The sequence below is a fragment of the Nocardia sp. NPDC058518 genome (assembly GCF_042719655.1).
Taxonomy (GTDB): domain Bacteria; phylum Actinomycetota; class Actinomycetes; order Mycobacteriales; family Mycobacteriaceae; genus Nocardia.
Genome location: NZ_JBHXNJ010000002.1, coordinates 296485 through 311160, shown reverse-complemented (window position 1 = coordinate 311160; position 14676 = coordinate 296485). Strand labels below are relative to the sequence as shown.

Below are 14676 nucleotides of genomic sequence, written 5' to 3'. Positions count from 1 at the left end.
ATCTCCCTGAACGAACCATGATCGGTCGGTCGGCTACAGCACACGGTGTTCGAGTCGCCGTAGCGCCGCATAGGATTTCTGTATCCGCGCGGCGTCGCGGTCGACGAAGAACACCGCGCCGGGCGAGGAGTTGAGGTCGACCGTCGGTGTGGTCGGCTCCCGCTCACCCATCCGAAAGCGCACGCTTTCGAACCCGGGCAGCCCGGCCAGCTCCTCGGCAAGCCTCGCCCGGGGGAACGGAAGCTGTCGGTGGGCGATGAGATTCACGCACCGGGCTGCCGCGCGGCGGACGTACAGCGACGGCCGTCCGGCCAAGGTTCGGCCAGATCCGGCGTAGCAGTCCAAGGTCAGGTCGACCTGATTGGCGCCCGTGCACCGATCCAGTGCCGCGGGGTTGGCCAAACCCGACAGTCTGGCCCCGGTCTCGAGCAGCACCGGGCCGTCACCGGTCCGGATCAGCTCGGTGTGCGCAGGTCCGTTGACGATGCCGAGCGCGTCCAGACAGCCGCGGACGTAGGCGAGTATCGCGGGCAGTCGTCGATCATCCGGCGGGAGCAGATCCTCGAAGTCATAGATTCTGTGTCCGCCCGCCACCGTCCGCTTGTGGCAGATCCACGCATCGGTGAACCAGTGCGTTCCGTCTCGACTGACCGAGTTGACGACGAATTCGACGCCGTCGAGATATTCCTGGGCGAGAACGGCGCTGTTGGCCCGAAGCATCAGGTTCGTCTTACCCAGGATGGTCGCGACCGCCGCGCGCACATCGTCATCGGTCTCGCACACGAAGACATCGTCGGATCCCGCGCTGTCCAACGGCTTGACCACAATGCGTCGCGAGCCCCCGTCGCGGCGCCACCGCAGCACGGCGTCGGCATCGCTGCTCCGATACTGCCCCGCGATGCGCAGACCCGCCGCGGCCACTGCCGCGTGCATGGGGAACTTGTCCCGCCGGATCTGGGAAAACGCCGGATCGTTGCCGCGCACCCCGAGTTTGTCCGCGATCTCGTCGGCGGCTTCGACCCCGAATTCGCTGGCCGGGATCACCGCCACCGGATCGTCTGCCGCGAGCCGGTACAGGACGTCACCGCTGTTGTCCGCGTAGCTCAGGTCCGCCGCGAAGAGATCGGTGGGCAGGCTCGCGGCGAAGACCTCGGGCAGTTCCGGTCGTGACCGCACGTGCACCAGGCGATAGTCGGCCGCGGCACGCTCGGCGAGCAACGCGCCGGTGGACAGCGCATCCACCAAAACCAGGGTGGGGCGGGCCTTCCCGTCTGCGGTCATCGCGGGTCCAGTGCGTGGTCGGGTAGGTCGTCATAGTGGCGCGCGACGTGGTTGAGCATGCCGAACAGACGGTCCGAGGTCAGCTCGCCCTGCTCGGCACGAGTAGGCCCGGCGGGCAACGGAAGTCGGCCCCGCGATCCCCAGACCAAGGCACCTCGCTCGTCGATCAGGCAGGTCGTTGCTCCGGCGTTGTCCTGGTGCAAGCAGAACGGAACGTCGAGCAGGCCCCTGGCGAAGGCCTCGACCAAGGCGGTGCCGACATCACGATGGAGGCCGAGTACCGCGTCGATCAGCGACCGTGCCTCGGCCAGGATCTCCTCGCGGTAGCCGAAGTCGGCCTCGGTAGCGGGGGCGGGCGGGCCGGCGGACTCCGCCGACGCGAGCCGCAGGGCGGCCACGTTCTCCGACACGGACGGAATCTGCCATGCCTCCGATACCGTTTTCACGATCAACCGCTCGCACCCGGCATCGCGCGCCAGCACGGCGCTGTCCCGGATCAGTCGGGTGGCGCCGTTCGGAGTCCTCGGGAACAACCCCATGTAGGTGTAGAGCACGATGTGCCAGGTCGTGTCCGCCAGGTAGTCCTGCGCCAGCTCTCGTAAGGCCAGCATCGCCCCTCGGTCCTGCTCTGGCAGGGTCCCCTGGGCGTAGCTGAGGGACAGATGCCCTATCCCGTGCTGCCGGAAGAAACACCCTTCCAGCACGGTCATCGCCACCAGCAGCGACGGCGGGCACAGCTGCCCCAGCAGACATCCACCGAAACTCTCGATATGGCACGACTCGGTTTCGCCCGCCAGGAATCGGCAACCTTGCGACCACGCGGCAACGGTGTCCGCGAGCGGCAGCCGACTGTACGGCAGACAGTAGGACACCGGCCCGCCCTCGGTGACATCCAATCCGACCTCGACCAGCCGGCGAAAGATGTGCAGCGGCAGCGCGGTACCGTGCCGCACCTGTACCGGAAACGCGGGACCGGGCAACTGGTCGAGCATGGCCCGGGTGACCTCGACCGGATGCGATACCAGCGGGTAGCCGTTCAGCTCGATGCCGGCTGCGAGCTGCGCCAGCGGGGTGTGGTGGTCACCGACACGGGTATAGCTGTCCACAGTCAGTGTCCCCACGACAGGGAAGTCCAGCAGCGCGAGCTGGGCCAGCCCGGCCAGCATGTCCGGCGGACGTCCGAATCCCATCCGCGGCTGGACAACCAGCCGACCGAGGCGGGCGCTATCGGCGACGAAGCTATCGAATCGGCTCACATCAGCGCCCCGAGATCAGCTCGACAACGGGCGCGCCCGTGCGTGGATCGACCGTCCGCACCTGCTGTTTGTGCGGGTCACCGGAGCGCACCCGCGCCATGACGGTGTCGCGTCGGGAGAAGTCGACCAGGGCATCGTGGTAGAGCGTGCGCAGCAGCGCGATCGACAGCCCGGAAACCCCGGCGAGCCAGTCGGCCTCGGATTCGGTGCCCGGCTCGGCTCGCAAGGCCGCGTGATACCGGTCCAGTCTGTCGAGATGGTCGGCATGGCACCGTTCGAGAAAGGCCGCGAGGCGCTGCCCCTGGTCGGTGAAGGGGGAGAACACGATTGCCGCCATGGCCGACTCCGAGAGGCCGAACGCTCGCAGGGCGTAGTCCGCGGCGAGGGCTCGGCGTTCGCTGATCTTCGTCGGCGAGTCGTATCGGCCAAGGGCCAACGCGATGAGCCGGTCGGGCATCTCCTTCTTGCGCATCATCGACTCGGCGAACTCCAGGTACTCGCCGATTCCGGCCGCGTAACCGCGTCCGTCGACCAGCTCGGCTCGCAGTCCACGCAGATGAGCCATCAGCGTGGGGTTCGCGCAATCGGACTCGGTGAAGCTGAAGGCCAGGTCGTCGAACCGGAATCCGAGGAAGTCGACGATCAGGTCCCAGTGATCGTGCACGCGATAGCTCACCACGTCGTAGATGGAGACGAAGCGCGGCTGGATCGTCCGGTTGCCGACGGCGACCGAACGCTCGGCCAGCACCACGTCGTCACCATCGCCGAACAACTCACGGTAGTAGGCGTCGCCGATACCGCGCAGCGCGGTCAGCAGCTGCGAGAAGTCCAGTGTCCCAGTGCGATCCGGCTCGACTCCGGTCTCGCGAGCCAGCCGCCGGATCCACGCGGCGTACAGCGCCTGCTCACGCCGGGAGTCGCCCGTCATGATCGCGTCGACGCCCCCGTCCCACCAGCCCGCCCGGCCGTAGAAGTCCGCGACCGCGAGATTGCAGCTGTTGCAGAACGTCGGCCGACCGTCACCGGCCGATCGGTGGCCGTTCATGAGCACGTCGAGCCGATTGACGGTGACCACGCTCTCCGGCAACGGCAGGTCGACCCGGAACCGCCGGATCTCGGTGCGGTCGACGGTGAGGAGCTCGGTCCGGTCGTCGTCGAGCATCCGCAACGCCGCGTACACCCGGTCGATGTTCTCCATCACCGCGGTGGGCACACCCGCGTGTCTCATATTCGCCACCCGCAGCGTGAACGTGCGACCGTGGTCGAGCTGCACCCGCAACTGGACAGCGCGGACGATGGCGACGACATAGGTGCTGTCCTTGCCGCCGCCATAGGCGACCATGACCTTGTAGTCACCGATCCGGTCGATGCCACCGGCCGCGTCGATCAATGCCGCGCCGACAGCGTCGACGCCGCGCCGCTCGGCATCGGACAGGTGAGCGATCAAGCGCTGGAACAGATTCAGGTCGTCGTGCTCGGTCATACCGGTACCGCCTCGAAGCAGAAGTCGTCGATGATCTTTCGGATGCCGGCCTCGGCCGCGTGTTCGTCGTCGTGCAGCACGATGAACCGGCCGGAGTGCACGGCATCGTAGGAACCTCCCGGATCCAGCACCTCGCCCGGCGCGGGCAGCAGCTCGCGCCAGATGATCGGCACCTCGGCGCGCATGGAGCCCGCCTCGACGACCCGCACGCAACGGTCGGGTTTCGGCACCACCAGCCAGCCGCCGGAGGGGTCGCCGACCTTGACCAGCGACGGAACCGGTTGCTCGGCAAGCGCTCTGAGCCACACCTCGTAGAGATTGATGCCGAAGAGCTTGTTCAGCAGGTGGGGTACCTCGGCCCCACCCACCCGCCCGCCGACCTCGAGGAACACCAACTCGTCATCGGCGGTCACGAACAGCTCGAGGTGAAACGGAGTGGTTCGCAGGGCCAGCGCCTCGATACATCGCTGGGTGAATTCTTCGATGCGGGCACGCAATTCCGATCGCTGCACGACCACCGAGCCCAGCGGCGCGCCGCCGGCGAACGACAGACAATCGTTGACGTATCGGGAGACCACCTGGAAGTCGATCCGCGCCTCGCCGTCGGCGTAGCCGTCCACGTGGTAGACGGTGCCGTCGACGAATTCCTCTATCTCGTACCCCGACAGGTCGATCGAGGCCAGCACCTGATCCAGCGCCGCCGGATCCGCCACCTTGTGCACGCCGATACTGGCCGCGCCGTCGACGGGCTTGAGCACCACCGGAAATCCGTACCGGTCCGCGAAGGCGCGCACCTGATCCGGACTCCCGCAGGATACGAAGCGGGGCACCCGGATTCCGGCATCGGCCAGTACCTGCTTCATCCGCACTTTGTCCCGGTATCTGGCGACCTCCGCGGTGGTCGGTCCCGGGATCGCGAGATCCTCGCGAACCTGCGCCGCGACGCCGAGGGTGAACTCCGACAAAGCGATCAGACGATCGACCCGGCCCACCCGCTCGGCCGTCCGCCGGACCGCGGCGCGGAGCAGAGCCACATCGTTGACGTCCTCGACCTGTTCGAGATGCGCGATCAGCGGCTCCCCCACCAGAACCCCCGCGGCGCCGTTGGCATCGACGATGTAACTCACCTGGTTGCCGACATGGTCGAGGAAGTCCTCATACCGGGTGAGCTCGTTGTCCCAACGCACTCCGTCGGCGAATCGAGGCCACCGATTGACTACGACGATATGCATCAGGACACCTCCGGTGTCAGCACGGAACTGCTGTCCCAGGGCGGCACCACCGCAGCCTCCGCCTGCCACGACGAAAATCCGGATACCGCACCGTGATTCAAGAAGCGACGAAACTTCTCGATCGCGTCGTCGCTGGTGAAGACATCGAGGTAGCCCAGGGCCAGCAGTTCACGCCGCACCTGGTCCCCGGCTGACATCGCGGTGGTCAGCTTGCCGCCGACTACACAGGCGACGGTGAGACCCCGCGCGCGCAGAGCCGTCAACAGCGCACCGGCCCCGTGGTACCCGTGGCCGTTCACACTCGAGACAACCAGCAGATCCGGCTGGTCAACGGTGACCGCGTGCCAGACCTCGTCGATCGGCGTGCACGGCCCGAGGTTCCGGACCGAGGCGCCGTGCTCTTCGAGCACCTTCTGCAGGTAGACGAGATTCCAGATGTGCGAATCGGATTCGACGGTGCTGAGCACGCATCGAAAACGTGCGTTCATGAGACAACTCCAACCGGCATGCTCGCCTTGGCGGCGATCGCCACCCGGAAACTCGCCATCGTGAGAGGAAGGAAGATCGAACCGAACAGGCACAGCCCGATCGCCAGCCCGAAGATCAGGCGCTGCGCTCCCACCGCGGTACCAAGGGTCGCGACCAGCACGCCCGCGATCGGGTAGGACAGGAGGTTGAGCAGATAGAAGGGACCCATGACCTTGCCGAGATGCTCGTGCGGGATGACCTTCAGTCGCTGAGTCCGGTTGTACACGTTGTAGATAGCCACGCCCGCGATCACCGCGACGAATCCCACCGCGTAGACGGAGAAGGCCGCCGCGGCGCCGACGAGCAACAGCGCGGCGCACAGCACCGTGAATCCCGTTACCGCGATCATGCCGATCCCGAAGCGTTTCACCAGGAACGGGATCATCGCCAGATTCAGCAGACCCACCACGCCGACGGCGGCGTTGAGCAGTCCGTAGGAGGACTCCGCCGCGTGAAAGACCCCCGTCACCAGGGCGACATTGCAGGTGAGCAACGCCGCGACCGACAGGTTGATGGCGAAGTTCAGAATTCCGAGCAGCAGCACAGGGCGATTGCCTGCCAGTAGCCGCCAACCGATGCCGAGCTCGTGCGCGATCGCGCGCGCCGATCCGTTCACGACGGCCGGTACCGCGCCACGCGGGAGCGGCAACCAGCACGCCGCACTGATCAGGAAAACCACCGCGGCCACCCCGAGCAGCCACACCTTGCCCAGATACACCGCCGCCAGCGCCGCCGCGGCGGGCCCGATCGCCATGGCCAGCAGCTCCATGTTCTGCACGAGCGACTGCATCGTCGCGACCCGATCCCCGACGGCCAGTCGCGGCACCATCTTCTCGACCGACATGCGGGTCGGCGCCATGCACAGCGAGAGGAACCCGCCACCGATCATCAGAGCGGGGGTAGTCCAGGACGGAAGGGTCAAGCAGATCACCCCGACGCAGCACAGGATCACAGCTCGGGCGATGGCAACCCGCCGAAAGAGCCGGGCGCCTCCATCGCGGTCGGCCAGCAACCCCGCGAACGGGTAGGCCAGCAGACTGGGTAGCCACTCCAGCGCGAACGCGACGCCGAGCCCGACCAGCGACTTCGTTTCCTGGAAGATGAGCAGCGGTACCGCGAACAGCACCACCTGCTCGGCGATCAGGCCGAGCAGGACGCCGAAGGCGAACAGTCCCCGATCACGCGCCGGGGCCGGCGGCGATGTCATCGCTACTGCTCCGCCTGCTCGCGTTCCCGGACGAGTGGCAGGACGTGGGTGTAGAAGGTGCGCATTTCGGTGCGCGTCGGCCACCCCGAGAAGATGAACTCGCTGACCCCCGCGGCCTTGTATCGAACGAGGTACTCAGCGACCTCGGCGTAGCTGCCGACCACGCACAGCGCGGGTCCGCCCCGGTAGGCGACGGCGCCGGAGTAGATCATCGGCGACAGCCAGTCGTCATCCGCCTGGTCGGCGAGGCGGAACGAGTTCTTGACCGCGTGGGAATCGGAAGCAGCCACGAACTGCTCGACCCACGCGCGATGATCCTCGTCAGGATCACGCATCGTCGCGGCCAGGTCTGTCAGCGCCTGAGCTCGGGTCTCGCGCGCCAGGACATGCATGCGGATGCCGACTCGGGTTGCCTTGTGTAGCACCGGTTGTGCGGCCACGGCGATGCCCTCTGGGGTGTCGCCATAGCGAAGCCAACAGTCACCGTGTTCGATGGCGGTTTCCTGAGCCACCTCCGAAGCGCCACTGATGTAGATCTCGGGCCTGCCACCGCCCTTGTATCCGAGCCCGAGTTGCGCCTGGTCGATCCGGTAGTGCTCGCCGTCGAAGGTGAGCGGGCTCTCGCCCCGCCAAAACCTGTGCAGCACATCGAGGAACTCGCGCGAACGCGCGTAGCGTGCGTCGTGGGCGAGGAAGTCACCGTAGTAGGCCTGTTCGGCCGGGGAGATCCCGGCGACCAGGTTGAGCGAGATGCGACCGTCGGACATCCACGACACCGTGTTGACGATCTGGGTGAACAGTGTCGGCGGCAGCAGCCCTGGCCGATACGCGAGAATGAATTTCACCCGCTCGGTTTCCCGGACCAGGGCGCCGATCATCGGCAGCGGGTCCGGCATATGATAGCTGATTCCCATGAGCAAAGAATCGACGCCGAGGGCTTCGGCTTCTTGCGCGAAGCCGACGATTCCGTCGAAATCGAGTGCCCCGACATCATATTTATCGGTGGCTTTTTGCTGGCCACTATCGAGCGGCGAGCACCAGTGAAATCTCAGCGGACGAAGCATCGGCACCCTCAGAATTCTCGATATTTCCGATTTTATCGCGGCCGCAATTTCCCTGTTCGACAGGTTCAGAATAGTCGGCGCGCGCGAATTCGACATCCACCCGATCGGGGGATATCGTTCGCCGTCATCCGGCGACGTGTTCGAGCGGTCTGCCCCACTGCCCGAGATCCGCCCGAACCGCCGCGACCGCGGCCCCCACGCGGGTCGCCACGTCGAGTTTGGCGAGGATCCGGCCGACGTGTTCTTTCACCGTGTCGGGGCTGATGAACAGCCGGGCGCCGACGTCGCGGTTGGACAGGCCACAGACGATGAGCCGAAGGATCTCCCGCTCCCGCTCGGTCAGGCTCGACAACCTCTGCCGCATGGCGAGTTGCGCCGACGAGGCCGGCCGCGCCGAGGCGGTCACCGGCGCCGCGGCGACCACGACACCGGTCGCCACCAGCGTCAACGACTCCAGCACCGCCGGCACACCGTAGTCGGCGGTCAACACGGCATCGACACAGGCGATTCCGACGCGCGGCGTTCTGCGCTGCACGAGCAGTGCGAGCCGCGGCGGGTGATCCAGTGACCGCAGCTCCTGAATGAGCACGCCCAGGTTTGGCCGCAGACCTCCTGACGCTTCGAGCAGGACGATGTCGGGCCGACCGTGCCGCGCGTTCTCGACCAGCTCGCTGAAGGTCGAGGTTCGGACGAGCGCCACCCGCTGGTCGACACCGAGAACCTGCTCGAACTTTTTCCGTGTGGACGGGGAATCCGAGGCGACCAGTATGGTGCGCCCTCGCGGTGACACACACTCGGTTCCGCCGAAGACACAATCGAACTCGGTAATCGACATACCAGTCCCCTAGCTCAGTACTGACGAATGCGAATCCAGCTGCTGGACAGCTGTCATCGACTACCACATCATCGGGGAAGCGCATGCAGTTCCTGCGCATTCAATCAATGCTCACAATCCGTTTATCCGGACCAAGGATATGCGCAGCTCGATCAGCTGCACACCCCCCCGACCGGGGGAGTTTACAGCTGTGCGGACGATGCAACAGCGGCACACCATCTGAAATGTTATGCAGTACAGTCGATCTCATCGCATTGCGGGCGGCATGCCATCGCGGAATGCCGCGTGCCCGGCCGGTGGCGCAGGAGAATCGGAGGGATTGAGCCAGATCCGCAGCAATTCCCTGCTCACCCGGTCGGTATCCGTGTAGGCCGCGCGGGCGTGCACGATGACATTATTGTTCACCAGCTGGATTTCACCGGGACGAATATGCATGTCCACCTTGTTCTCACGCCGGTTCGCGATCATGTCGAACGTGTCCAGCGCGAGCTGTTCGACCTCCGACACATGAATTCCGAATCGCTCCCGGGCGGACTCGATGAACTGACGGAGATAGTACCGGCAGGTCAGGCGATCGTGATGCCAGGCAAAGACCGAGTTGCGGTAATAGGGCAACTCGTCTCTCGACTGTTCATCGCGGCGGTCGTAATAGAACCCCGTGTAATACACACCCAGCAATTCGCGATGGTCGCGTACCAACTCGTTGTGTATTGTCATCGAGCTCGTGAGGCTGCTCTGCCCACCCGCTCCCGCGGAGTTGAGGCACAGCAGCCCGACGATGTCCGAGCTGTCGGTGTGAAACGGTAGCGACTCGTTCGTCTGATAGCCACGACTCGAGCTGTTCGCCAACCCTCCGTTGCCGTAGTCCGCCACGCGGACGATGACCTCACCGAGCCCGTTCTGCGTCACCGCGGTCCCGAGGTGCGCGCAGAGGCCCCAGTACATGGTCTCGACATCGATGCCGGGAATATCGGAATCGATCGGGAATCCGCTGAGCACCACGAATCCCCGCCCCTCGTCGAGCTCTCGGGAGACCTCGCGGAGTTTCGCGACCAGGCCGTCGAGCGGGAAGTCGTCGCGGGTGAGATCCCGGAAGGCCTTCCCGGTCGCCCGAGCGTGCTCGAGCGCAGCGAACAACTCGGCGATGTCGTCCGCGCTGAAAGCGACCGTCCACTGGTCGGGACCCGTGAAATCAGCACGCACCCAGGCAGCGGGTCCGATGATCGGCTTGGTATGCATGAGGTCCGAAACCGCGAACATGTCTATTCTCCCTGTTCCCTTTCCCCGATCTTCAGCGCCATATTGTCGGTGAGACGTGTGCTACCGACGCGCCCCGCGACCAGCAGCCGAGCCGGACCGGCGTCCGGCGCGGGCCCCAGTTCATCGTCGCGGACCTCGAGATACTCGACGTCGATCTCGACGACGGCGTCCAGGACGGCCCCGGCCGCCTTCAGGATCGCGTCGACACCGTCGCGCTGCGCCCGAACCCCGTCCATCAGCGCCGTCGAGAGCACCGCCGCCGTCTTCCGTTCAGCCGCACTCAGAAACCGGTTCCTCGACGACATCGCCAGGCCGTCATGCTCTCGAACGGTGGGTACCCCGACGATGTCGATATCGAAATTCAGGTCTCGCACCATCTGCTGGATCAGCACCAGCTGTTGGAAGTCCTTCTCGCCGAAGAACGCTGACGTCGGTCGGGTGATCTGCAACAGCTTCGCGACCACGGTGAGCATCCCGGTCCACAACGCCGGGCGCGTGACAGCGTCCAGGTCGGCACCGGCAGGCCCCGGCACGAGGGTCGTGCGCCGACCATCGGGATACATCGCCGCGGCGCTCGGCGCGAAAACCAGCTCGACGCCGACCTCACTCAGCAACCGGACGTCCGACTCCAGGGTGCGTGGATAGCGATCGAAATCCTCACCGGCGCCGAACTGTAGTGGATTGACGAAAATCGACACGATGATGTCGTCGTGGTCCGCGCGCGCATGTTCCACCAATGCGAGATGCCCTTCGTGTAGCGCGCCCATGGTGGGAACGAGTGCGACCCTGCGGCCGGCGTCGCGCAGGTCCGCCGAGATCGCTGCCACGGTGGATGGATCGTGCTGCACCGTCGGCGTACTACCTACCATGTCGTTGCACCTCACGGATCGGAGCGAATTCGCCACCGCTGACGACCTGTGCAGCCGAACGGAGGTAGCGGGAGAACAGAATTTCTTCGTCCGGAACGATGGCCGGAATTGTCCGGACAAGCTTTGTCCGATTGATGAAGTGCTGATAGTCGATGTTGTCACACGTGCTGTTTCCTGCCCAGGTACCGCCACCGACGGACAATGTGCACGCCAGGCCGTTGTCGAACGCACCACTGTTTCCGACGACGTGCGGCTGATTGACGATCACGCGCGCTACCCGCACGGTCGCGGCCACTCTTTCCGCAGCCTCCGTACTCACGGTATGAATTCCACACGAGTGGCCCGCCCCCTGATAGTCGAGAATGTTCCCTATCCGGCCCAGTACTTCATCCAGGCCACCGTAGGAGTGCATGGCCAGTATCGGGGCCATTTTTTCACCACTGAACGGGTCGAGTTCATCACAGTCGGACAATTCGACCATGATGAATCCGACACCCGGCCGCGGTTCGATCCGGGCCGCCGAGAGCAATTGGTGAGCAGTTCTACCGACTACGTCACGATTCAGCTTTCCATCGAGCCACATCAGGTCCCGCAAACGCTCGACCTCGGAGCCTTCGAGTAGTTGCCCGCCCGCATCGGACAACGCCACGGTCACCGCACCGTAGACGGATTCCTGAATGTGCAACACGCTTTCCGACGAACAACTTATTCCATTATCGAAAGTCTTGCTCTTGACAATTTTTTCGACCGCCGCGACGATGTCGGCATCGGCGCAGACGATAATTTGCGGATTACCTTTTCCGACCCCGCTGACAGGAGTTCCACTGCGATAGGCCGACCGTACGTTGGCTTCGGATCCCGTGACGACCGCGAAATCGGCGGCCACGATCAATTCGTCCGAACGAGCCTTGGTGACCGGATCGAGCACCTGGACCAGATCCGCCGGCGCGCCGATCGCCCCCAACTCGGCGCGAACGTATCCGACGAGTTCACGACAGGTGGAGAGAGCTCGCGGCGAAGGCGAAAGGACGACCGCGTTACGGCCTTTCAATATGTGCATCGAGATGTTGGCCGGCGCGGCGGCGGCATTCGTCGAGGGGCAGATCGCCGCCACCACGCCCATCGGTTTCGCGTACTCGACTATTCCAGCCGCGTCGTCACGATGGATCTCGCCGACCGAGACTACGCCATGGAGATCGCTGAGTGTACCCAGCGTTTTCCGCCTGTTCTTGTCGAACTTGTCGGAAACAATTCCCATTCCGGTGGACCGAACCGCCAACTCTGCCAGTGCACGAGCGCGCGTCGGCTCATAGATCGCCCAGCCCACCGCGGTGACGACTCGATCGACCTCGGATTGGCTGTACGCGTCGAATTCGCGCTGCGCTCGCCGCGCCCGCGATACGTATTCGGAGACTTCCACATCCGGCGGGCCGCTGCGCATTCTGTCGACAAGGTGTTGCACGGTCACAGTGAGGGTCCTATCGAAGCGGTTGGTCACATCTGGCCGGCAAACCGATCGACAGTCGACAATGCTTCGTCGACTATTTCGATTCCCAGCGCAAGATCATCCCGACTGATCGTCAGCGGCGGGACGATATGGAGACGGTTCATATGTATGAATGGCCACGCACCGCGATCCATGATCGCCGCGCCGAGTTCGCGCATCGGCGAGGCCGCCTCGCCGGTGGCGTTGAACGGGACCAGGGGCGTGCGGGTTTCGCGGTCTCGCACCAATTCGATGGCCCACATCAGGCCGGCACCTCGAATATCACCGACCACGGGATGGTCATCCGCCAATCGCCGCAGGCGCGGTGCCAGAAAGTCCGCGCCGTCGCGGCGGACCTTGTCGAGGATTCCTTCGCGCTCGATGTATTCGATGGAAGCGACCCCGGGTGCGCACGCAAGCGGGTGTCCCGAGTAGGTGAGCCCACCTGCGTAGGCCCGCTCGGCGAAGGACTCGGCAACAGCCTCCGAAATGATGACGCCCCCGAGCGGGACATACCCGGAATTCACACCCTTGGCAAAGGTGATCAGATCCGGAACCACCCCCCATCGGTCGACGGCGAACCACTCCCCGAGTCGGCCGAAGCCGGTCATCACCTCGTCGGCGATCATCACTATCCCGAATTCATCGCACAGCGCGCGGATACCCGCGAGGTAGCCGTCCGGCGGAACGAGCACACCGTTGGTGCCGACCACCGGCTCGACAATGATCGCCGCGATCGTTTCCGGCCCTTCCAGCCGAATCGTTTCGGAGAGGTGGTGCAGTGCCCGGGCCGATTCCTCGATCTCGGTGCACGAAAGGAAGGGTGACCGATAGAGATAGGGGCCGGTGAAGTGCACGGATCCGGCGACCGTCGGCTCGTTCGGCCAACGGCGCGGATCCCCGGTCATCGCGATAGCGCCGGCCGTGGCGCCGTGGTAGGAGCGGTAGGACGACAACGTCTTCTGGCGTCCGGTGTGCAGCCTTGCCAGGCGCACCGCGTTCTCGTTGGCCTCAGCCCCGCCCGAGGTGAAGAAGACGCGGCCACGCGATATCGGGGCGCGGGCCACGATCAGGCTCGCGAGCTCGGTTCTGACGTCGTTGTCGAACTGGGGCGAGACCGTACACAAGACCTCGGATTGCTTGCGCACAGCACTCAGCAGATCAGGATTCTGATGCCCCAGATTCACGTTCACCAACTGCGACGCGAGATCGAGGTACTGTCTCCCGCTCTCGTCCCAGAACCAACTCCCCAGTGCGCCTGCGATCACCGGCCGGTCCACCCGCGCCTGTGCCGACCACGAGTGGAAGACCGGATCGTATTCGTCCATCAGTGACTCACTGGAAGGAATGGTCATCGTCGGGGAATGTCCGGGACTCGATGGCGTTCATGTACTCCTCGACGCACACCCGCAGCGCATCCCCGATGGCACCGAAACGCTTGGCGAACTTCGGCTTCGGGCCATCGGTGAAACCGGCCATGTCCTGCCAGACGAGGACCTGCGCATCGCAGCCGCTGCCCGCACCGCATCCGATGACCGGGATCGAGAGCAGCGCGGCGATCCGGCCGGCGATCTCCGCGGGAACCATTTCCAGCACCACCGCGAATGCGCCCGCCTGCTCGACCGCTTTCGCGTCCCGGACGAGGTTCTCGGCCGCCTCGTCGCCGCGGCCTTGAACCCGGAATCCACCGAGCGCGTGCACACTCTGCGGCGTGAAGCCGATATGGGCCATGACCGGGATGCCCGCGCGCACCAGGGCGCTGATCTGCGGCGCCACCGCCTCGCCACCTTCGAGCTTCACCGCGTGTACGTTCCCTTCCCGCATGAAGGTCGCCGCATTCGTCAACGCGAGCTCGTTCGATGCCTCGTAGGTACCGAATGGCATGTCAGCCACGACCATCGAGCGCGTGGCCGCGCGGGAGACCGCACGCACCAGCGGCATCATCTCGTCGAGCCCGACCTGCAGCGTGGTGTCGTAGCCGTAGACGACATTCGCCGCGGAATCACCGACCAGCAGTACCGGCACACCGGCCGAATCGAAGATCCGTGCTGTGGAGTAGTCGTAGGCGGTCAACATCGCCCAGGGTTGTCCGGCATCCTTCCACTCCCGGAGTTGATTGATCCGCACCCTGCGCTTTCCGGAATGCAGTGTCGGAGCTCCATAGAGCGTATCCAT

General features: G+C 65.0%; 13 protein-coding genes. All 13 read right to left on the bottom strand.

What is annotated here, in order from left to right; all coding sequences use genetic code 11:
• Positions 1-33: 33 nt before the first annotated feature.
• The 13 genes from ACFWPX_RS06215 to panB all read right to left on the bottom strand — a co-directional run bounded on the left by ACFWPX_RS06215 (position 34) and on the right by panB (position 14676).
• Positions 34-1281 carry an ATP-grasp domain-containing protein gene (locus ACFWPX_RS06215; protein WP_378926452.1) on the bottom strand — a complete coding sequence of 416 codons (1248 nt, stop codon included), beginning with the start codon at positions 1279-1281 and terminating at the stop codon, positions 34-36.
• Positions 1278-2537: a methylaspartate mutase gene (locus tag ACFWPX_RS06210; RefSeq protein WP_378926451.1), complete on the bottom strand. Its 1260-nt coding sequence runs from the start codon at positions 2535-2537 to the stop codon at positions 1278-1280. Before ACFWPX_RS06210 ends, ACFWPX_RS06215 begins: the two co-directional genes overlap by 4 nt.
• 1 nt (position 2538) lies before the next feature.
• The gene (locus tag ACFWPX_RS06205; RefSeq protein WP_378926450.1) at positions 2539-4020 is read right to left on the bottom strand and encodes a hypothetical protein; all 1482 of its coding nucleotides are present in this window, start codon (positions 4018-4020) and stop codon (positions 2539-2541) included.
• A complete protein-coding gene (locus ACFWPX_RS06200; protein ID WP_378926449.1) occupies positions 4017-5252 on the bottom strand; it encodes an acetyl-CoA carboxylase biotin carboxylase subunit family protein in 1236 nt (411 codons plus the stop codon). Before ACFWPX_RS06200 ends, ACFWPX_RS06205 begins: the two co-directional genes overlap by 4 nt.
• Complete coding sequence (locus ACFWPX_RS06195; RefSeq protein WP_378926448.1) at positions 5252-5740, bottom strand: cobalamin B12-binding domain-containing protein; 489 nt, start codon at positions 5738-5740, stop codon at positions 5252-5254. Before ACFWPX_RS06195 ends, ACFWPX_RS06200 begins: the two co-directional genes overlap by 1 nt.
• Positions 5737-6987, bottom strand: a complete 1251-nt coding sequence (locus ACFWPX_RS06190; RefSeq protein WP_378926447.1) for an MFS transporter — start codon at positions 6985-6987, stop codon at positions 5737-5739. Before ACFWPX_RS06190 ends, ACFWPX_RS06195 begins: the two co-directional genes overlap by 4 nt.
• A gap of 2 nt (positions 6988-6989) precedes the next feature.
• Complete coding sequence (locus ACFWPX_RS06185; RefSeq protein WP_378915665.1) at positions 6990-8051, bottom strand: LLM class flavin-dependent oxidoreductase; 1062 nt, start codon at positions 8049-8051, stop codon at positions 6990-6992.
• Between the two features lie 124 nt (positions 8052-8175).
• Positions 8176-8841 carry a LuxR C-terminal-related transcriptional regulator gene (locus ACFWPX_RS06180; RefSeq protein WP_378926446.1) on the bottom strand — a complete coding sequence of 222 codons (666 nt, stop codon included), beginning with the start codon at positions 8839-8841 and terminating at the stop codon, positions 8176-8178.
• Between the two features lie 291 nt (positions 8842-9132).
• A complete protein-coding gene (locus ACFWPX_RS06175) occupies positions 9133-10146 on the bottom strand; it encodes a TauD/TfdA family dioxygenase (protein WP_378926445.1) in 1014 nt (337 codons plus the stop codon).
• Positions 10147-10148: 2 nt separating this feature from the next.
• A complete protein-coding gene (gene panC / locus ACFWPX_RS06170; RefSeq protein WP_378926444.1) occupies positions 10149-11015 on the bottom strand; it encodes a pantoate--beta-alanine ligase in 867 nt (288 codons plus the stop codon).
• Positions 11005-12483: an aldehyde dehydrogenase family protein gene (locus tag ACFWPX_RS06165; RefSeq protein ID WP_378926443.1), complete on the bottom strand. Its 1479-nt coding sequence runs from the start codon at positions 12481-12483 to the stop codon at positions 11005-11007. Before ACFWPX_RS06165 ends, panC begins: the two co-directional genes overlap by 11 nt.
• A gap of 26 nt (positions 12484-12509) precedes the next feature.
• The gene (locus tag ACFWPX_RS06160) at positions 12510-13856 is read right to left on the bottom strand and encodes an aspartate aminotransferase family protein (RefSeq protein WP_378915549.1); all 1347 of its coding nucleotides are present in this window, start codon (positions 13854-13856) and stop codon (positions 12510-12512) included.
• Positions 13837-14676, bottom strand: coding sequence for a 3-methyl-2-oxobutanoate hydroxymethyltransferase (panB, locus tag ACFWPX_RS06155; RefSeq protein ID WP_378926442.1), 840 nt, complete (start codon positions 14674-14676; stop codon positions 13837-13839). The genes ACFWPX_RS06160 and panB overlap by 20 nt, the downstream gene beginning before the upstream one ends.